The organism is Desulfosarcina variabilis str. Montpellier, from assembly GCF_048565275.1.
Lineage (GTDB): Bacteria > Desulfobacterota > Desulfobacteria > Desulfobacterales > Desulfosarcinaceae > Desulfosarcina > Desulfosarcina variabilis.
The window spans coordinates 3,385,012-3,403,829 of record NZ_CP159846.1; the positions used below are offsets into that span (position 1 = coordinate 3,385,012).

Sequence of the window (18,818 nt, forward strand, 5' to 3'; positions counted from 1 at the left end):
ATTCTCCTTGGTCAACGTTTAGCCTTGATTGATTTCATCCAGCGCCTTTTCGATTGCTTCCGCTTTGAAGCCGACAATGACGTGTTCGCCGACGCGCAGGGTTGGAAAGGAAATCGCAGGATTGATGCGTTTCAATTCCCGCAGCGTATCGTTACGCTCCTGGCCGATCAACATGTCCACATAAATCGTTCGAAAGGTCACCTTTTTCTGCGCCAGAAAATTTCTGGCCGATTTGCAATGACTGCAGGTCTGTAGACCGTACAGGACGATGGCCGGCGATTGTTGCTCAGCCGCCTGGGTCATCCATGCCTCCATGATTTGACGTACTGCAAGAAGGATGGCCGGTCCGCGTTGGGCGATGCGGACCGGCCATATTCAGCCGCGGTTAATTGCGGAACCCCTGCCGTTGCTTACAGTGCATTTTTGTAAATGCCGATCACGTCATCCAGCGTGGGGCAGCGGGGGTTGGTCAGCCCGCAAGCATCTTTCTGCGCGTTTTCAGCCATGATCTTCAGATCTTCTTCCTTAACACCCAGTTCGGTCAATCCGGACGGGATGCCGACGTCTGAGGAGAGCGTCTTGATGGCTTCCAGGGCCAGATCGGCAGCGGCGCGGGTGGACAGACCCTCGACGTTTTCGCCCATGGCAATGGCGATGTCGACGAAGCGATCCATTTTGGCGATCAGGTTGAAACGCTCCACATGGGGAAGGAGGATGGCGTTGCAAACCCCATGGGGCAGATCGTAAAAGCCGCCCAGCTGGTGGGCCATGGCATGCACGTGACCGAGGCTGGCGTTGTTGAAAGCCATACCGGCCAGGTACTGAGCGTAGCACATCTTGTCTCTGGCTTCCATGTCATTGCCATTGGCAACGGCGGCGCGGAGATAAGTGGCGACCAGTTCGATGGCTTTGATGGCACAGGCGTCGGTGACCGGAGTCGCAGCCGTGGAAACATAGGCTTCAACAGCGTGGGTCAGGGCGTCCATACCGGTTGCGGCGGTCAGTGCCGGCGGCATGCCAACCATCAGCAGCGGATCATCGATGGCCACGTTGGGGGTGACGCGCCAGTCGACGATAGCCATTTTAACCTTGCGGCTGGTATCGGTGATGATGCAGAAACGGGTCATCTCGCTGGCCGTTCCAGCAGTGGTGTTGACGGCGATAAAAGGCGGCATGGCCTTGGATGATTGATCAACACCTTCGTAGTCCCGAATGTTTCCGCCATTGGTGGCTACGATGCCGATACCTTTACCACAGTCGTGGGAGCTGCCGCCGCCCAGGCTGATGATCAGGTCGCAGCCTTTCTCTTTATAGAGGTCATAGCCTTCATGGACGTTTTTGTCGGTGGGGTTCGGCTGGGTACCATCATAGATGACCGCATCCACACCGCAATCGGCCTTGATCACCTCGGTAATTTGATCGGCAATGCCGGCACCGGTGATGCCTTTGTCCGTGCAGATGAACGGTTTGGTCCCACCGAGCACCTTGATTTGGTTTCCTATTTCTTTGTAGGATCCCACACCCATGAGCGTAACAGTCGGAATGAAAAAACCAAAAACTTGTTCTTGTACTGCCATGTTGTCCTCCTCGTTAGAAAATTATTTGGGTGGTGATTGACTGCAAGGGGTAATGGCAATTCATGGGCCAACTCGGTCATCAGGCTTGTCAAAAGTATCGGCGGTGCATACAACTAATTGAAAAAACGCTCTATAAATTTTTAATGAAGATGATTGCAGTGGCTAAACAATTCTTTTTTTGTTAAATCTGTTCAAATGATCGCGAATGTGGCGGGGCAGGATGACACGTCGATGAAAACGCTTTTGGGTCGAATTGACACAGGCGGTCTCCGGCGAATCTGTCGCGCTGGTCCGGAAATTGATAAACTCAGGCTTTGATCAAGGCCTCCAAAAAAAATGGCGACAGGTATATGGTTGATATTTTATGGATAAATGTTTGTCTCGGTCTGATATCGGACAACTTGGCCGTTCGTGGACGCGTATACGCCAAACCACCTAAAAATTATTGGTTATGCCATGTGGCATACCCTTCGCAGCGCATCAGCTAAAGGAGGTGCGACCCATGGAAGTGCGTAAATTCTCGATTCCTGAAATTCTATTCGGACGCGGCAGTTTGAATTATGCGGCCCTTTGCGCCAATCGCATGGGGGCCGAAAAGGTGTTTTTGGTAAGTGATGAAGGGCTCGAAAAGGCCGGATGGGTGGAGCGGGTCTTTTCGATCCTTAAAGAGGAGCATCTGGCTTGGCATTACTATAGTGCGGTCAACTCCAACCCTCGGGATTACCAGGTCAGCGAGGGGGCCGAGCGCTACCGGCAGGAGGGCTGTGATGTGGTCATGGCCATCGGTGGCGGCAGCCCCATGGACGCGGCCAAGGGCATTGCCATGGTGGCCAGTAATGGGGGTAGGGTTCAGGATTATGAAGGCGCCAATCGAATTCAGCGGCCGCTGCCGCCCATGGTGTTTATGCCCTCGACGGCCGGTAGCGGTGCAGACATTTCCCAGTTCGCGATCATCACGGACATGCAGCGACAGGTAAAAATGTCCATTATCAGCCGGACCCTGGTGCCCAATATTTCCATTACCGACCCGCAGCTGTTGACCACCAAACCCAACGATTTGATTATTTCATCGGCCATCGATGCCCTTTCCCATGCCGTGGAAGCGTATATTTCCACCATCGCCTCGACGTTGACCGACATTCAGGCCCTGAAAGCCATCGATCTGATATTAAATTACCTGCCCATCGCGCTTCAGGACCGCTCCATGGAGGCGCTTGAAAAGCTTTCCAGCGCCGGTACATTCGCCGGCATGGCATTTAGTAACGCCAGTTTGGGATTGGATCACGCCCTGGCCCACAGCCTGGGCGGTAAGCTAGATGTGGCCCATGGCCTGATTCATCCGGTGCTCCTACCGCCGGTCATGCGGTTTAACCTGCCCACCTGCGTGGACAAAATGGCGGCGATTGGAGAAATTATCCTGGGCGGCCGTCGTGGTAGTGCCGAAGCCACGGCCCAGGCGGGAATTGAACGGCTGGAGGAATTTTTTAGCAATTTGAACATCGCCACTCGCCTGCGCGACATCGTTGATGATCCCGATGTCCTGCCGCAAATATGTGAAATGGCGGTTTATGACACCTGTCTGGTGACCAATCCCAGAGAGGCCACGGTCGAAGACATGATCGATATTTGTAAGGTATCCTGGTAATGAGACAAAAACCAAAACTTGAAGACCTGATCGGACTCGGGCACAGCAAACTGGGCTTCTTTAAAGAAGTCCAGGAAAAAATGGCTGAATTGCGTAAATCCAACCGGGCGCTTGAACATCAGCGGTTGCATGTTCAGGCCATCCTTGACGGGATTACGGATATTGTCGCGGTCATCTCACCCGACTACCGGATTCGTTCGGTCAACCATAGCTTTTTTGACATCTATACGCATCCCGATCCGGAAAATCAGCCGTGTTATCAAATTTTTCGGGGTCGTGATGACCCTTGCCAGAAATGCATTCTGCGCAAGGCCCTGTCCGCCAATCGGGTCTGTCGATCCAACGTTATTATCCCCGTGGGCGGCCGCAATCGCCATTTCTCCCTGACGGCCTCTCCGCTTCGCAACCATCACGGGCATCCAACAGACATCCTGGTGGTCAAACGCGATGCGACCCTGGAAAAAGAATTCCAGGCCAAGTACTATCACGCTGAGAAGATGGCTACGATCGGACTCCTGGCCGCCGGCGTCGCCCATGAAATCAATAACCCACTGACTTCGATCAGAGGATTTGCCGAAGGACTGCAGCGGCGGATGACCTCGCTTTCCGAGATGCTTCCCGACGGTGACCTGAAAAACGATTTTGAGGAGTACATCGATATTATCCTCAAAGAATGTCAGCGGTGCAGCGGGATTGTCCGCAGCCTGCTGACTTTCAGTCCCCGGAAAACCACCGAGTTTTCCCGTCTTTGTCTGAATCCCCTGGTTCGCAATGTGCTGCGCATTTTGCACCACAAGCTCAAGCATTATCCGGCAGATTTGATCAATCTGGACCTTGATGAAGGGTTGCCGTTTGTCCAGGGGAATACCGCGGAGCTTGAACAAGTGATTCTGAATCTGATCCTCAACGGCCTGGATGCCATCAGCCCGGAAGGGCACATCGACATTCGGACCCGTATGATCAGGGACGGGTGGGCGCTTCTGGAGGTGGCGGACGACGGCTGCGGCATTCGTCCGGAAAATCTTCCAAAACTGTTCGAACCTTTTTTTACCACCAAACCCGTAGGCAGTGGCATTGGTATCGGCCTTTCCACCTGCTATCATATCATTCAATCCCATGGGGGAGAAATCAGTGTGCAAAGCACGCATGGACAGGGCTCCCGGTTTACCGTGACACTGCCGGTCCACACGCAATCGGAGGAATCATGACATCGGCCATCGAAACCATTCAAGTGCTGGTTGTTGACGATGAGCCTTCTATCCGGCGCCTCATCGAAAAGGAACTGGGCAGCGACAGGCGCCGCATAACGGCCGTGGGAGCGGTCGCGGAGGCCAGACGGGCCTTTACCCAGGAGGCTTTCGATATCGTTTTGTTGGACATGCAACTGCCGGACGGCAACGGTATGGACCTGTTGACCTATTTTCAGGAACTGGCGCCCGAGGTTCAAGTGATCATCATTACCGGTTTCGGCGAGGTCGACGACGCGGTTCAGGCTATGAAACTCGGTGCCTATGACTACATTACCAAACCGTTTGCCCTGGATCGGTTGACCCTGGTGATGGAAAAAGCCTACCAGCGGACCTGTCTGCAACGGGAGAATCGCCTTTTGCGACAGGCCCAGTCCGATCGGTCGACGCCGAAACTGGTAGGCTATTCTGAGGCCCTGGAGAATATTCGCTTTCTGATCCGCAAGGTGGCGCCGACCCAGGTCCCGGTGCTGCTCACCGGTGAAAGCGGTACCGGCAAAAATGTGGTCGCACAGTTGATTCACGCGCTCAGCGAGCGTTGCGATCTGCCGTTGATCACCAAAAACTGCGGCACGTTCCAGAAGGACCTGTTACGCAGTGAATTGTTCGGCTACCGCAAAGGTGCCTTTACCGGTGCCAACGATTCCTACGAGGGGCTTTTGTCCTTTGCTCATCGGGGTACCATGTTCCTGGATGAGATCGGCGAACTTTCTCCGGAGGTGCAAAGTTCTCTCTTGAGGGTGATCGAAAACCAGACCTTCCGGCGGCTTGGCGAAAAAGAGGAGAAAAAGGTTGATGTACGCTTTGTTTGCGCCACCAACCGAGATCTCCAGGCCGAGGTGGAAGCCGGTCGTTTCAGTGAAGCCATGTATCATCGCCTCAATGTGTTCAAAATTGCCTTGCCGCCCCTTCGCAATCGAAAAGAGGACCTCCCGGCGCTGATCGAATATTTCTTGGGGCGGCTGCGGCCCGGTGAACGCATGGCGCGTATCAGCGATCAAGCCTTGCAGTGCCTGATGGCCTACGACTGGCCGGGAAATATCCGCGAACTGCAGAATGTGCTTGAGCGCGGCCTGATTCTCTCCGAAGGCGGTTTGATCACTGAACGCTCCCTGCCTAAAGAGCTATCCGACCAGATTACGGAAAATGCGCCGGACAAACCCTTTTTGTCGCTGAGGGCCATTGAACAACAGCATATTCTGGCGGTACTGCAATATGTTGGGGGCAGCCGGACGCGTGCAGCCGAAATTCTGGGCATTGGCAGAAAAACGCTTTACCGCAAGCTCCGCGCACTATCATTGTCCTGAAAAAACACCACCATTTGACAAGCTGGTCTGAAAATGGGGTGGCTTTCCCCCGATCAACAATCTTGCCGGTTTTGGCCGGCTGCCGGTGTTATCCATGATGGTCTGCCTTTCATGGTTTTCCTGTCATGGTCTGCCTTGGAAAGGGTGCTTCACTTTTGCAGTGGAAAGCATGGTTGCCGAGCCAAACCGGGGCAGGGCCGTTGCCGGCGGGGTGGGGGGCTTATCGCCCTCCTTGCAGGCAGCTTCAACGGCCTTGCAAATCCATCTGGCAGAATCAACCCGATTGCCTTCCAGCACATACACCATGGCCGGCAGCTCGGGAGCTGACTGCTTCAGGTCATTAAAAATTTTCCAGCCAGAAAAGTCCTTTAGGGATTGATTAATCAGTACCAGGTCTGGCGCTGCATTGGCGCTTGAAAAAAGGGCCTGCCTGATATCTTCAGTCCGTCGAACCTGGTGCCGGTTTCGCATTAATGCCATTTTTAGAAATGCTGATGTTGAACGGTTATCATCGATAATCAAAACGCTTGCCATCTGTCCTCCTTAAATACTACCGCATCCAACCGTCATGCGATGACTTGGAATAGGCCATTTCATGAATGTGGCCATGCGGCGGATTGTCTGTTGGATCTGGAGCGTGATTTTTTTAAGCCTAAGCAATTAACCTTAAGCGGGTTGCACCCTACTGCACAAAGCTTACGTCCACCTGATGTCAGGATTACCAAATCGTCATTTTACCTTGGTGTAAGTGGTCATCATTGAGCAACGTCTATTCATCTGATTTCCAATGTGTGGTAAACTAAAAAAATAAACAATACTGCATAAGGATGACATCCATGTCTCAATTGACCGTTAAACACCTCAAGACACATACTTATCAACGATCTGATGTCGACAAAGGTTACACGGATCACTATCTTGACATTGATTTATCCAGCTTGACGGTGACCATCCATCCCATTGAAGAGAAAATCAGACGGACATTAACCGGGGGCAAAGGGTTCGATCTATGGCTGCTCTGGCAAGCTGTCGACGGCGATACCCGCTGGGATGATCCGCACAACGCTATCTGCATTGCCTCAGGGCCCATGGGGGGCACGCCATCCTATCCTGGTTCGGGGAAAAGCATTGTTACCGCCATTTCTCCCTTAACCGGTTCAGTGATGGATTCCAATGTGGGAGGCTATTTTGGCCCGTATCTGAAATTTTCCGGATTTGATGCGCTGCGGATTAACGGCAAAACCAAAGGGGATGCGGTCATTTTCATTGATGGTGTGGACGGCAAAATCCAAATGATGCAGATCCCCGACCTGCCCAGCGATGCCTACGCATTGTGCCGGACCCTCACCGACTATTTTGCGGATGGTAACAAAGGCGATATTTCAGTGGTTTGTGCCGGACCGGGAGGCAGCTATACCCATATGGGGTGCCTGAATTTTTCTTGGTACGACAATGCCCGTAAACGGGTACGCTACAAACAAGCCGGGCGTGGTGGCCTCGGCAGTGTATTCGCCAATAAAGGGATCAAAGCAGTCGTCGCCCGCTGGAAACAGGTTTCGATGAAATCCAACAATCCGGCCGATCTGTCGGCGCTCAAGATCGTGGCCAAATGCCATGCCAAAGAGATTGTCGCGCTTGATCCCAAACAGAACGAAATGGCCCGGATTGGCACGACGCATCTGGTTCCGATCATGAACGATTTTGATCTGCTGCCCACCCACAATTTCCAGTATGGATCACATCCGCGTGCGGCCTTGATCGGCCGGGACGCATTTGAAAAGTTATTCGATCCGGGGTTCGATGGCTGCTGGAAGGGATGCACCGTCGCCTGTGCCCATGGGGTGAAGGACTTTGTGCCGCTTACCGGAAAATACAAGGGACAAAAAGTGTTTGTGGATGGACCGGAATATGAAACCATTGCCGGTTGCGGGTCCAACTTGGGGATATTCGATCCTTTTACGATTCTTGAAATGAATTTTTACTGTGACGCCTATGGATTGGACACGATCAGTGTGGGCACGTCCATTGCCTTTGTTATGGAATGCTATGAACGAGGATTGATCAACAGCCAGCACACCGGTGGCATGGACCTTTCCTTTGGCAACCGGTTGGGGGCACTGGAACTGATTCACCAAATGGCCGCGGGCAAAGGGTTGGGTGCTATTGTGGGCCAGGGGGTCCGTCAAATGAAGGCTATTTTTGCCGATCGGTATGGTGCCGATGAATCGGTGATGCAGGATATTGGTATGGAGTCCAAGGGGTTGGAGTTTTCCGAATACATGACCAAAGAGTCCCTTGCGCAGCAAGGGGGGTACGGGTTGGCCCTTAAGGGCCCTCAGCACGATGAAGCATGGCTGATTTTTTTGGACATGGTGCACAACTTCATGCCGACATTTGAGCAAAAGGCCGAAGCGCTGCACTGGTTTCCCATGTTCCGTACCTGGTTTGGGCTATGCGGGCTTTGCAAATTGCCCTGGAATGACATTGTTCCCGAAGATAACAAGGATACCCCGGAGCCGGCCAAGGTGATGAAGCACGTGGAATGGTACGCTGATTATTTCACCGCGGTCACCGGGAAAAAAGCCACGCCTGATGATTTGATTGCCATGAGCGAAGCGGTATACAATTTTCAGCGCGTTTTCAACCTGAAGATGGGGTATGGTACCAGAGCACATGACACGTTGCCTTACCGCGCCGTTGGACCGGTGACCGACCAAGAATACGAATCCCGGCAGGAGCGATACGATACTGAACTGGCAGAGAAATATGGTACCGATATCACGGGGAAAAAAACATCCTGGAAGGTGGCCCGGCTGCGTAAGCATCGCGAATCCCAATATGAAACCCTGAAAGATGCAGTCTATAAACGCCGTGGCTGGACGGCCAACGGCATTCCAACGGTGGCGACGGTCAAACGTCTGGGAATCGATTTCCCCGAGGTGTTGGCGGTACTCGCCGCCCATGGGGTGAAATAGATGATCAAACTGGGCAATCAGGCCAACTTTTTGGTCAGGTGCTTTCAGATACCCTAACAAATGGCTGAATTGCGTTGGCCCCTTTCCTCCTGTGAATCCCTGCGCTTCCATGAAAAACCTTGACGAATCCGAGGAAAAGATCGTATTTTTCCTTTGTTGTATGTCCTAACATGTCCCTTTAATGGCCAATTATTTTTGTTAAGGAATTTCGTTGTATGTATATTGTAGGTTATTTTCTGATGGCGGCAGCCAAAGTGATGGATATTGTATTGCTTCTTTTTATGTGGATCGTTATTGCGCGTGCCGTATTATCCTGGGTGAATCCGGACCCTTACAATCCAATCGTCAGATTTATTCATAATGTTACCGAACCGATCATGTATCCCGTTCGCTCGAAACTGCCGGTCAACTTCGGAGGAATCGATTTTTCTCCAATCATCATTTTCCTCGGGATTATTTTCCTGCGGGCATTTGTGGTGAACAGCCTTTTACGAATGGCTGCATCCATGATTTAATACCGTCAAAGACAGGGGTGCTTCCATGAAGCTCACGCCGTTGGATATTCAGCAACAGCAATTCAAGGTTCGCTTTCGCGGATTTGATGTCCGTGAAGTGGATCGGTTTCTTGAGCACACGGCCGATGCGGTTGCGGATTTACAGGAAACCATTAAGCGACAGGAAGAAGAAATCCGCCGTTTGAAGCTTGAGACGCAAGGATACAAAGAGCGCGAGGAGACGTTCAAACGGGCGATGCTCAATTCTCAAAAAATTCTCGAACAGATGAAAGATAATGCCCGTAAATCGGCCGAGATTATTATCGCTGATGCAGAGGTCAAGGCTGAAAAAATTCTCAATCGGGCTCACAGTCGTCTGTCCCAACTTCATGAAGATATTGCAGAACTCAAGCGTCAGCGCGTTCAGATAGAAGTGCAGATAAGATCGATTATTGATGCGCATACCAAACTTTTGGATGTTGGCAAAGAAGGGATGGAATCCCTGGATGCGGAAGATACAAAAATAAAAGTGCTTAACAAGTAAGGCGGACAACCGATATATCGATAGTATGTGTCTGTCTCGGATACCCGCTCCCGTCGGTTGAGGAGGGCATTCGACTGACGATCAGTTGCCAACCCCGTAATATTCAGGAGATTCGTATGGCCAAGATCGATGCTTTTTTTAAGCTTATGCACGAACAAAATGCGTCCGACCTTCACCTGCTTTCCGGCCAGCCTCCTGCATTGCGTATCCACGGTGATATCGAGCGGGTAAAATACAAAGTGCTTGACAACGATGATCTGCGCAAGATGCTGTATGAAATTACCCCGGAAGACAAAGTCAAGCTCTTTGAAGAAACCGGCGATGTGGATTTCGGCTATGAAATTCCAGGACTGGCCCGCTACCGTGCCAACTATTTCATGCAGAAAAACGGCATTGGCGCCGTATTTCGGGAGATCCCCAGCACCATTTTAACCGCTGAGCAGTTAGGGCTTCCACCGGTCATGTCCAAGTTGGCCTCCCTGCCACGCGGACTGGTTATTGTTACCGGACCTACTGGTTCGGGTAAATCCACGACTTTGGCGGCCATTATCGATGTGGCCAACCGGACCCGTTCGGATCACATTATTACCATTGAGGATCCGATCGAGTTTGTCCACAAAAGCCGGTCGTGTCTGGTCAACCATCGTGAAGTCGGTTTGCATACCAAATCCTTCAGCGCCGCCTTGCGTGGTGCCCTGCGTGAAGACCCCGACATTATCCTGGTGGGTGAAATGCGGGATCTGGAGACGATTTCACTGGCCATCGAGGCTGCATCAACCGGCCATCTGGTGTTCGGTACCCTGCACACCACCAGTGCTCCCAAGACGGTTGACCGGATTGTTGAGGTCTTTCCTGCTCAGGAGCAGGCGCAAATCCGTTCCACCCTTTCCGATGGTATTCGGGCCATTATTTCCCAGACCTTGTTCAAGCGGGTCGACAAAAAGGGCCGGGTGCCGGCATTGGAAATCCTGATTGCCACGCCGGCCGTACGTAATCTGATCCGCGAGTCCAAATCCCATCAGTTGCCATCCATGATGCAGACTGGAAAAAAATATGGCATGCAGCTATTGGACGATGCGATTATGGATTTGTACAACAAAGGCCGTATCACCGCTGATGACGCCTATACCAAAGCCAATGATAAATCACGTTTCAGGCCGCTGCTGAAAACGCCGCCAACCGATTTCACTGAAGCCTAGGTAAAGGAAATTATGAAAAAGCAGGAAGTCGATCACATCCTGACACGCATGCTGGATTCCCACAGCAATGTTTCCGATCTCAATATTACCGTGGGAAAACCACTGCAGGTGGAAAGCTCAGGTGAGTTGGTACCCGTTGACATTAAGCCGGAGATCAAGGAACTGACTCCCTATCAGACCGAAACCTTCGCTCTGAATTTGATCAATCAGGATCGACGGCTTACCGAAAATTTGATCGAAACAGGTTCGTGTGACCTTTCTTATGCGCTGCCCGGCAAAGCACGCTTCCGTGTTAATATTTTTTCCCAGATGGGTCACTACTCCATTGTCTTACGAAAACTAGAATCCAAAATCCCAACCATTCGCGATTTGAACCTGCCGGATACATTCTACAAAATCGGCAAGGAACTCAACGGCATCGTTTTCGTTACCGGGGCGACGGGGTCAGGAAAGTCAACTTCTTTGGCCGCGATCCTGGAAGAGATCAACGAGGCCCGATCGGTCCATGTGGTGACACTGGAAGATCCCATTGAATACCAACACCCCCATAAAAAGGCCACCTTTAACCAGCGCGAACTGGGGGCGGATTTTGATACGTTTGCCAATGGCCTTCGGGCTGCTTTGCGTCAGGCCCCCAAAGTGGTTCTCGTGGGTGAAATGCGTGACCGGGAAACAGTGGAAATCGGTCTCAACGCCGCAGAAACCGGCCACCTGGTGCTGACCACATTGCACACCGTGGACGCCGGTCAGACGATTAACCGCATTTTGGGTATGTTTCCCAACGAAGAGGAAAAACAGGTTAGAATCAGGTTGGCCGACACCGTGCGCTGGGTCGTTGGCCAACGGCTGCTGCCCAAGATTGGCGGGGGGCGTGTGGCTGCTTTTGAAATTTTGGGAACTAACCTGCGGGTCAAGGATGCCATTTTGAACGGTGAGTCGGAAGGCAAAACCTTTTATGAAATCATGGAGGCCGGCCGTCCCTTTGGTATGACCACTTTCGATGACCATATCGTCGGCCTTTACGAGCAGGGATTGATATCTCAAGAAACCGCCATGACATTTGCATCCCATAAGGGGGTGGCCGGCCGCGGGATTGACCGGGTGAAAAGTGCCAGGGGGGAATCCACCACAGATATCGAAAACCTTGAGATTGACCGTAATTACGATAACGCCTGATGAATCATTATCGATCTGACCATTACCCAATCGCAACGGATCGATTGGAGAAACCATGGAAATTATCTGTGACAGCTGCCAAAGTAAATTTCGGATTGCCGATGAAAAACTGCCCAAGGACAAAACGGCATTCCTGAAGTGTCCCAAATGTGAAAATCGCATCAGCGTCAAGCCAAAAGCCAGTGAGGCGGCGCCTGCACCCGAACAACCGGCCATTGAGGATGACTTTTTTGCCTTTGATGAGGATGATAGCGAAGGCTATGATGCATCGGACAAGCCGTTTGATTTTGTGGAAGAGGAGGGGAAAACAGCCCTTTTGTGCGAATCCGATCCAATGATCAAAAAAGCGATTCTACCGGTCTTGGAGGTTCTCGAATACCACATTACCGAAGCGAATAATAGCCGTGAAGCGTTGAAGACCATGCGCTATCACGGTTATGACCTGATTGTGGTCAACGAGTATTTTGATACCAAAGACCCTGACACCAATGGCGTGTTGATTTACCTGGAACGACTCAACATGGCCATCCGGCGCAATATTTACGTAGCCATGATTTCCCGCCGTTTTCGTACCATGGACCATATGATCGCCTTTCAAAAAAGTGTGAATATGATTGTCAACACCGATAATATTGCCGATTTCGACAAAATTTTAAGACGCGGAATGGCGGATTTCGGGCTTTTTTACCAAGCCTATAAAGATTGTCTTGCCTGATAGGGCGTATCAGGGTAAATAATACCGGTTCCCTAAAACAAAGATCGATAAGTGCATTGATTTAAAGAATCTTTTTTAGGTATGGGATATTATGAGTCCAACCGGTAAATACACATGCTCGGAATATCGCGAAGAGATGCTGCTTTTGGGATTGAAACGGCAACTCGAAGATCCAACCCTTTCGGAATCCGAAAAAAAACAACTTTCCGAAAAAATTACTAAACTGGAACAACAGATGGGAATGGATTGACCATGACGGCTTCCATTCGTCCCCTTGCCCCCCATCTTTTCCTGGTTTGCCTAAACCCTCCCATCGACGGCTTTGAGGATTTTATCGGTGCATGGCTGGTGAAAAGGCCGGATGTCGTCTATTTGGTCGATGTCGGCCCGGCAGTCACGGCAAAGCCGCTCATTGAGGCGATAACAACCCTGGGGGTGACGCATCTGGATTATATCTGCCTGACCCATATTCATATCGATCATGCCGGCGCAATTGGCCATCTGACCCGTCACTTTTCAGATACACCGGTGGTTTGCCACCCCAAGGGCACCGCCCACCTTGTGGACCCGGAGCGGTTATGGCAAGGAACGGTAAAGACGCTGGGCCAAACCGGCCGTGCCTATGGCCGCATGCTGCCCATCGATCCGTCAGCCATTGCGCAGCCAGACCAGGTTGCATCCGCACCCTTTCAATTGATCGATACGCCGGGGCATTCTCCCCATCACTATGCCATTGCCGATGAAAACTTTCTTTTTGCCGGAGAGGCCGGTGGGGTTTGTCTCTCTCTGCCATCGGGTGAAATGTATCTGCGTCCGGCAACGCCGCCGCGTTTCTTTCTGGAAACATCCCTATCCAGCATTGACCGATTGATGGCGGCCCACCCGGAAACCCTGTGCTATGGCCACTTTGGAATGAGGCACGATGGGATGGCCATGTTGAACAAACACCGTGATCAACTGCTTTTATGGAAGCAGATATTGGCGGATCAGGTTGCGGTAAAGCGTGACATCCCCTCCGATGCTGTCGATGGATGGGTGGACTTGCTACTCAAGGAAGACCCGCTCTTGTATGGCTTTAAGCACCTGGCACCAGCCGTGCAATCCCGTGAACGGAGCTTTTTGGTCAATAGCGTGAAAGGGTTTGTTGGGTATCTGACCGCACCGGAGGCGTAGCCTTTCTTATCTCACTTGAGTCCGTCACTGATGATGCGAAGCCCTTCCAGGGTGAGTGAGCCATCCACTTTGTCGATTAGATTGGCCACATTGGACATCAGCGGCGCTAATCCACCCGTGGCCAGAACCATGGGATCGATTTCCATTTGTGCCTTTATCCGGGTTACAATCCCATCCACCAAACCGGCATAGCCGAAGATGATTCCCGATTTGATGCTACTGGCCGTGTCCTTGCCGACCACATTCTCAGGGGATTCAAAAATTTCCACCCGTGGCAGCTTCGATGCTTCACGAAACAGCGCTTCAGAGGCGATCATAATTCCCGGGCTGATTGCCCCGCCTAAATATTCCCCGTTTTGGGATACGACATCAAACGTTGTGGCGGTTCCGAAATCAATGATAATAAGGCTCTTTTTATATCTGTGATACGCGGCTACCGAATTGACGATGCGGTCCGCTCCCAGCTCGGCAGGGTTGTTAATCAAGATTGGCATGCCGGTATATGAACGGGCGTCCACCCATTGGGGGGAATGGCCTAAGTATTTGCGGCAAAACGAGTCCAGGATGGTAACCATGGGGGGAACGACGGATGAAATGATGGTTTTACGAATTTGTTTGGCATCGATTCCGTCGATAGAGAACAAACTGGTGACAATGACATTGAATTCATCTTCAGTGGTTTTTCTCTCGGTGCGGATACGCCAGTCTTTGATCAGTGTATCCTGTTGATAGATGCCCATGACCGTATTGGTGTTGCCCACATCAATGACAAGCAGCATGATCGCCTCCAACATATCATTTGCTAATGGTAACGGAAAATCGTTCGGGAGTCACTTGAACCAAGGTGGTATGAAGCGGCAGTTTGATGGCGGCCTTGAGAGAATGGGATCCCGGTGTCAGACCTTCCAGATCAATTGTTACGGAAAATGCCGGATTGGTTTCAATCTCACTGACGATCGCTTCCGGACCGCTGATGGCCAGCGTAATACCGTTGGGTTCAATCCGGTAGCCGGTCGTCTTCCCTTTGGCTGTGATGGGTATATTTTCGAGCAGCCGTGTGATCAGGCGCGCCTGGATATCAATCTCGGCAACCACAATGCGTGAGGACGGTTCCACAATCAGGGCCGCCGGCAGATCCAGGGGGACCTCTTTCTTAAATGATTCGGATGCATTTCTAAGATTGATGGGACGCGTTCTGACGGTGTCAACGTCCTCCAGCATGGCTGCGGTGCCGGTTAACTGGATGCGATCCGGTCGCAGACGTACGGCCACGACGGCAGCTCCCCGTGCGGGTTTGCCTTCCAGTTCAGCAAGCACATCGATGGTTTTGGTTATTTTTTTTTCAAGCTGGATGGTCAGGATGGTGGTAACCGGCTCCAATAATGAAACACCGTCGGGTAAGCGGATATCCGCCGCCCCTACGCGAAGCGCATGCGTACCCTGGCCGAGGCCGGATAGATCGAACTGACAGACGGTCTTGCGGTCCTTTACGTTTTCAAAGGTGGACGTCGCTGCCACGACCCGCAAACGCACCGATTGCGCCTGCGTACCGATGACCAGCAAGTCTTCGGCAAGGTGGGTGAAAATCGGGTCGGCATTGATTTCCCACTGTCTGGTCTCCGTTTGTGCGATCAGGGCCATTGTCGCCCCACCCAACAGAAGCGGCAGTACCATCCATCGAATCCAGGCCCCGATGGCGCGTGTTTTGGCGTTTGTACGTAAATTCATGGAATTATGCGGAGCGGATCGCATCAATCACAGCAAGTGTTGCACGGGTGCGGGCCACATCGTGAACCCGAACGATCTGGGCGCCGCCCATGGCGGCAGCGGCAACGGCTGCCTGGGTACCCCGGGCAACCTCGGCTGAAAGCGGGTCGATATCCTTAGCCTTGGCGTTTTTAACCAGCTGACGAATGAACATCTTTCGTGACGGACCGATCAGGATCGGCTTGCCCAATGAGGCAAACCGATCGGTATGATTCAAAATTTCCAAATTGTGGGCAATTGTTTTGCCAAAACCGATGCCCGGGTCAATGATCAGATGGGTCGGGTCCACACCGGCTGTGATTGCCTTTTGCATGGCATCGGAAAGAAAATCTTTAATGTCTGGGATCAGGTCATCGTAAACCGGTTTGACCTGCATGTTTTTTGGGGTGCCCTGCATGTGCATCAGGATCAGGGGCACGTTGCACTGGGCGGCGGTGACCGCCATTTGCGGATCCATCCGCAGGGCACTGATATCATTTATGATGGTGGCACCGGCGGCCACGGCGTTGCGGGCCACCGATGCTTTGGTCGTATCAATGGAAATGGGGACGGAAATCCGTTGGGCCAGTTTTTCGATGACCGGCAGGACCCGATCCTGTTCTTCGGTTTCATCCACTGGCTCCGAGTAGGGACGGGTGGATTCGCCGCCAATATCAAGAATATCGGCTCCCTCATCGACCAATTGCAGCCCGTGGTCGATGGCCTTTTCAGATGAGTAAAAATGACCGCCATCGGAAAACGAGTCAGGGGTGATATTTACAATTCCCATAATCAGAGTGCGTTTGTTCATCTCCAATGCATGGGGGCCACAAGCCAGTGTAAAAGCAGGCATGCGATTGTTCACAGGTACGTTCCGGTTGGTTGCATGATGATTCTATTCAATTCCAAATCAATGATTTATCGCCGAATTTAGGCTTGCATACGGCTACTCAGTCGCATCATTTCAGTTTTTGGATGGATCGTCTTTTCTGTTTTCGGCCCCATCCGCCGATGGTTCGTCAGCAGGCGTGTCGGTTTTTTCCGCGACGTTGTCGGATGGGTCGGATGCATCATCATCGGATGCCGACGATGCATCGGTTTCTTTCTCTGTCTCATCATCAAGATTGTCTTGCGGCCTTTCAGGAAGATCGATGTCAGGCCGCACCTGACGAATCAATTCATCCAGCTCCGCACCTAATATGGTCTCCTTTTCCAGAAGCTGTTCGGCCAGTTTGTGCAGCACATCTATGTGTTCGGTCAATACGGACTTGGCCCGTTCATAGGACTCCATGACCAGTTTGTTGATCTGGGAATCGATTTTTCTGGCTGTTTCCTCGGAATAATCGCGATGCTGGGCGATTTCCCGACCCAGAAAGACCTGCTCTTCATCCTTGGCAAAAGACAGCGGACCCATCTCGCTCATTCCCCAGCTGCGTACCATCTGTTGGGCCAGTTCGGTGGCTTTTTTAATGTCGTTGGATGCACCGGTACTGATCCGGTCAAAAACGATTTCCTCGGCGACCCGCCCGCCAAAGGCGATGGCCAGTTCCGCTTCCAGTTGATCTTTGTAGCGAAAATCGCGCTCTTCGGGAAGGAACCACGTGATCCCTGCGGCGCGTCCCCTGGGAATGATGGTGATTTTGTTGACCGCATCGGTGCCTGGAATAAAGCGGGCGACCAGGGCGTGGCCCCCTTCATGATAGGCCGTGGTCAATCGATCCTCTTCGCGGATGACCCTGGATTTTCTCTCGAGGCCCATGTAGACCTTGTCTTTGGCATCCTCGAAATCCATCATGTCCAGTCGTTCCTTGTTGCGTTTGGCTGCCAGCAGTGCCGCTTCATTGACCAGGTTTTCCAGATCGGCACCGGAAAAACCCGGTGTGCCTTTGGCCAAGATCACGGCATTGACATCTGACGCGATGGGGGTGCGTTTCATATGGACGCGCAGAATCTTTTCCCGTCCTCGAATGTCTGGAAGCGAAACCACGACCTGACGGTCAAATCGGCCGGGACGCAGCAGTGCGGGATCCAAAACGTCCGGCCTGTTGGTGGCGGAAATAAGGATCACGCCCTCGTTGGATTCGAATCCGTCCATTTCCACCAACAGTTGGTTCAGGGTCTGTTCCCGTTCGTCATGCCCACCGCCCAGTCCGGCTCCCCGGTGGCGGCCGACGGCGTCGATTTCATCGATGAAGATAATGCAGGGGGCGTTTTTTTTGCCTTGCACGAAAAGGTCTCTGACCCTGGATGCACCCACGCCAACAAACATTTCCACAAAATCCGATCCGCTGATACTGAAAAACGGTACACCAGCTTCACCGGCAATGGCCCGGGCCAGAAGCGTTTTACCCGTACCCGGAGGTCCCATCAGCAGAACGCCCTTGGGAATCCGTCCGCCCAAGCGGGTGAATTTTTTTGGATCTCTTAAAAAATCGACGATTTCGCCAAGCTCTTCCTTGGCTTCGTCAATACCGGCGACATCTTCAAACGTGACCTTTTCCTGCTGGTCCGAAAGCAGTCGCGCGCGGCTTTTGCCAAAGGACATGGCTTTTCCGCCACCGCTTTGCATCTGGCGCATGAAGAAAATCCATACGCCGATCAGTACAATCATCGGAAACCAGGAAACCAGTACGGACATGTACCAGGGTGACTCCGCCGGTGGTTTGGCATTGATGGTTACCCCTTTTTCCTTAAGTCGCTGGATCAAGGCCGGGTCCTGAGGTGCATAAATTTTGAAATTGCTTCGATTGAGGTCCGTGACCCTGATTTCCTGGCCCTGGATCGTTACTTCAGAAACCCGGTCGGCATCAACCATGGCCAAGAATTCCGAATAGCTGATGTCGTTCTGGGATAGTTGCTGCTGGCTGAAGAGGTTGTAGAGCATCACCATCATCAACGTGATGACCAGCCATAGGGCCAAGTTTTTGTAAAATGGATTCAACTGCAGGTTCCTCCTAAAAATGCTTCAGGTTTGGGAAGCGGTTGCCTTGTTTCTGGTTCATATTTTGAGTTCGCGTTTA

General features: G+C 52.0%; 18 protein-coding genes. 11 read left to right on the forward strand and 7 right to left on the reverse strand.

Going from position 1 to position 18,818, the window contains the following annotated elements; translation table 11 throughout:
* Positions 1-18: 18 nt before the first annotated feature.
* Both Dvar_RS15125 and Dvar_RS15130 read right to left on the reverse strand, forming a co-directional pair.
* Positions 19-303, reverse strand: coding sequence for a glutaredoxin family protein (locus Dvar_RS15125; RefSeq protein WP_419662532.1), 285 nt, complete (start codon positions 301-303; stop codon positions 19-21).
* 107 nt (positions 304-410) lie between these two features.
* Complete coding sequence (locus tag Dvar_RS15130; protein WP_419662533.1) at positions 411-1,577, reverse strand: iron-containing alcohol dehydrogenase; 1,167 nt, start codon at positions 1,575-1,577, stop codon at positions 411-413.
* 502 nt (positions 1,578-2,079) lie between these two features.
* Here Dvar_RS15130 and Dvar_RS15135 point away from each other — a divergent pair.
* Genes Dvar_RS15135 through Dvar_RS15145 form a run of 3 tightly spaced genes read left to right on the forward strand, consistent with a single transcriptional unit; the run spans position 2,080 to position 5,776 of the window.
* Positions 2,080-3,222, forward strand: coding sequence for an iron-containing alcohol dehydrogenase (locus tag Dvar_RS15135; RefSeq protein ID WP_419662534.1), 1,143 nt, complete (start codon positions 2,080-2,082; stop codon positions 3,220-3,222).
* The gene (locus tag Dvar_RS15140) at positions 3,222-4,430 is read left to right on the forward strand and encodes a two-component system sensor histidine kinase NtrB (protein ID WP_419662535.1); all 1,209 of its coding nucleotides are present in this window, start codon (positions 3,222-3,224) and stop codon (positions 4,428-4,430) included. The genes Dvar_RS15135 and Dvar_RS15140 overlap by 1 nt, the downstream gene beginning before the upstream one ends.
* Entirely contained in the window at positions 4,427-5,776 is a 1,350-nt protein-coding gene (locus Dvar_RS15145; RefSeq protein WP_419662536.1) for a sigma-54-dependent transcriptional regulator, read from the forward strand. The genes Dvar_RS15140 and Dvar_RS15145 overlap by 4 nt, the downstream gene beginning before the upstream one ends.
* Before the next feature lie 123 nt (positions 5,777-5,899).
* On the opposite strand, the gene Dvar_RS15150 is transcribed toward Dvar_RS15145, so the two are convergent.
* On the reverse strand, positions 5,900-6,310 hold the full coding sequence (locus Dvar_RS15150; RefSeq protein ID WP_419662537.1) for a response regulator: 411 nt from the start codon (positions 6,308-6,310) through the stop codon (positions 5,900-5,902).
* 302 nt (positions 6,311-6,612) lie between these two features.
* Here Dvar_RS15150 and Dvar_RS15155 point away from each other — a divergent pair, with 302 nt between their 5' ends.
* The 8 genes from Dvar_RS15155 to Dvar_RS15190 all read left to right on the forward strand — a co-directional run bounded on the left by Dvar_RS15155 (position 6,613) and on the right by Dvar_RS15190 (position 14,052).
* Positions 6,613-8,751 (forward strand): aldehyde ferredoxin oxidoreductase family protein, encoded by a 2,139-nt coding sequence (locus Dvar_RS15155; RefSeq protein ID WP_419662538.1) that lies wholly within the window; start codon positions 6,613-6,615, stop codon positions 8,749-8,751.
* A 215-nt stretch (positions 8,752-8,966) separates the two neighbouring features.
* A complete protein-coding gene (locus Dvar_RS15160; protein ID WP_419662539.1) occupies positions 8,967-9,266 on the forward strand; it encodes a YggT family protein in 300 nt (99 codons plus the stop codon).
* Between the two features lie 25 nt (positions 9,267-9,291).
* Complete coding sequence (locus tag Dvar_RS15165; RefSeq protein ID WP_419662540.1) at positions 9,292-9,789, forward strand: DivIVA domain-containing protein; 498 nt, start codon at positions 9,292-9,294, stop codon at positions 9,787-9,789.
* A 116-nt stretch (positions 9,790-9,905) separates the two neighbouring features.
* The gene (locus Dvar_RS15170) at positions 9,906-10,988 is read left to right on the forward strand and encodes a type IV pilus twitching motility protein PilT (protein WP_419662541.1); all 1,083 of its coding nucleotides are present in this window, start codon (positions 9,906-9,908) and stop codon (positions 10,986-10,988) included.
* Between the two features lie 12 nt (positions 10,989-11,000).
* Positions 11,001-12,164, forward strand: a complete 1,164-nt coding sequence (locus Dvar_RS15175) for a type IV pilus twitching motility protein PilT (RefSeq protein ID WP_419662542.1) — start codon at positions 11,001-11,003, stop codon at positions 12,162-12,164.
* Between the two features lie 55 nt (positions 12,165-12,219).
* The gene (locus Dvar_RS15180) at positions 12,220-12,879 is read left to right on the forward strand and encodes a zinc-ribbon domain-containing protein (protein WP_419662543.1); all 660 of its coding nucleotides are present in this window, start codon (positions 12,220-12,222) and stop codon (positions 12,877-12,879) included.
* A gap of 91 nt (positions 12,880-12,970) precedes the next feature.
* Positions 12,971-13,129, forward strand: a complete 159-nt coding sequence (locus Dvar_RS15185; RefSeq protein WP_419662544.1) for a hypothetical protein — start codon at positions 12,971-12,973, stop codon at positions 13,127-13,129.
* 2 nt (positions 13,130-13,131) lie between these two features.
* A complete protein-coding gene (locus Dvar_RS15190; protein ID WP_419662545.1) occupies positions 13,132-14,052 on the forward strand; it encodes an MBL fold metallo-hydrolase in 921 nt (306 codons plus the stop codon).
* Between the two features lie 11 nt (positions 14,053-14,063).
* Here Dvar_RS15190 and Dvar_RS15195 read toward each other — a convergent pair whose 3' ends face one another.
* The 4 genes from Dvar_RS15195 to ftsH form a co-directional block, all read right to left on the reverse strand.
* Positions 14,064-14,831, reverse strand: a complete 768-nt coding sequence (locus Dvar_RS15195; RefSeq protein ID WP_419662546.1) for a type III pantothenate kinase — start codon at positions 14,829-14,831, stop codon at positions 14,064-14,066.
* 16 nt (positions 14,832-14,847) lie between these two features.
* Complete coding sequence (locus Dvar_RS15200) at positions 14,848-15,780, reverse strand: YbbR-like domain-containing protein (RefSeq protein WP_419662547.1); 933 nt, start codon at positions 15,778-15,780, stop codon at positions 14,848-14,850.
* Between the two features lie 4 nt (positions 15,781-15,784).
* Positions 15,785-16,663: a dihydropteroate synthase gene (gene folP / locus Dvar_RS15205; RefSeq protein WP_419662548.1), complete on the reverse strand. Its 879-nt coding sequence runs from the start codon at positions 16,661-16,663 to the stop codon at positions 15,785-15,787.
* Positions 16,664-16,762: 99 nt separating this feature from the next.
* Positions 16,763-18,739: an ATP-dependent zinc metalloprotease FtsH gene (gene ftsH / locus Dvar_RS15210; RefSeq protein ID WP_419662549.1), complete on the reverse strand. Its 1,977-nt coding sequence runs from the start codon at positions 18,737-18,739 to the stop codon at positions 16,763-16,765.
* Positions 18,740-18,818: the final 79 nt, after the last annotated feature.

Coding starts and splice junctions, on each gene's coding strand:
- Dvar_RS15125 (WP_419662532.1), bottom strand. CDS start 303: ATGACCCAGGCGGCTGAGCAACAATCGCCGGCCATCGTCCTGTACGGT.
- Dvar_RS15130 (WP_419662533.1), bottom strand. CDS start 1,577: ATGGCAGTACAAGAACAAGTTTTTGGTTTTTTCATTCCGACTGTTACG.
- Dvar_RS15135 (WP_419662534.1), top strand. CDS start 2,080: ATGGAAGTGCGTAAATTCTCGATTCCTGAAATTCTATTCGGACGCGGC.
- Dvar_RS15140 (WP_419662535.1), top strand. CDS start 3,222: ATGAGACAAAAACCAAAACTTGAAGACCTGATCGGACTCGGGCACAGC.
- Dvar_RS15145 (WP_419662536.1), top strand. CDS start 4,427: ATGACATCGGCCATCGAAACCATTCAAGTGCTGGTTGTTGACGATGAG.
- Dvar_RS15150 (WP_419662537.1), bottom strand. CDS start 6,310: ATGGCAAGCGTTTTGATTATCGATGATAACCGTTCAACATCAGCATTT.
- Dvar_RS15155 (WP_419662538.1), top strand. CDS start 6,613: ATGTCTCAATTGACCGTTAAACACCTCAAGACACATACTTATCAACGA.
- Dvar_RS15160 (WP_419662539.1), top strand. CDS start 8,967: ATGTATATTGTAGGTTATTTTCTGATGGCGGCAGCCAAAGTGATGGAT.
- Dvar_RS15165 (WP_419662540.1), top strand. CDS start 9,292: ATGAAGCTCACGCCGTTGGATATTCAGCAACAGCAATTCAAGGTTCGC.
- Dvar_RS15170 (WP_419662541.1), top strand. CDS start 9,906: ATGGCCAAGATCGATGCTTTTTTTAAGCTTATGCACGAACAAAATGCG.
- Dvar_RS15175 (WP_419662542.1), top strand. CDS start 11,001: ATGAAAAAGCAGGAAGTCGATCACATCCTGACACGCATGCTGGATTCC.
- Dvar_RS15180 (WP_419662543.1), top strand. CDS start 12,220: ATGGAAATTATCTGTGACAGCTGCCAAAGTAAATTTCGGATTGCCGAT.
- Dvar_RS15185 (WP_419662544.1), top strand. CDS start 12,971: ATGAGTCCAACCGGTAAATACACATGCTCGGAATATCGCGAAGAGATG.
- Dvar_RS15190 (WP_419662545.1), top strand. CDS start 13,132: ATGACGGCTTCCATTCGTCCCCTTGCCCCCCATCTTTTCCTGGTTTGC.
- Dvar_RS15195 (WP_419662546.1), bottom strand. CDS start 14,831: ATGCTGCTTGTCATTGATGTGGGCAACACCAATACGGTCATGGGCATC.
- Dvar_RS15200 (WP_419662547.1), bottom strand. CDS start 15,780: ATGAATTTACGTACAAACGCCAAAACACGCGCCATCGGGGCCTGGATT.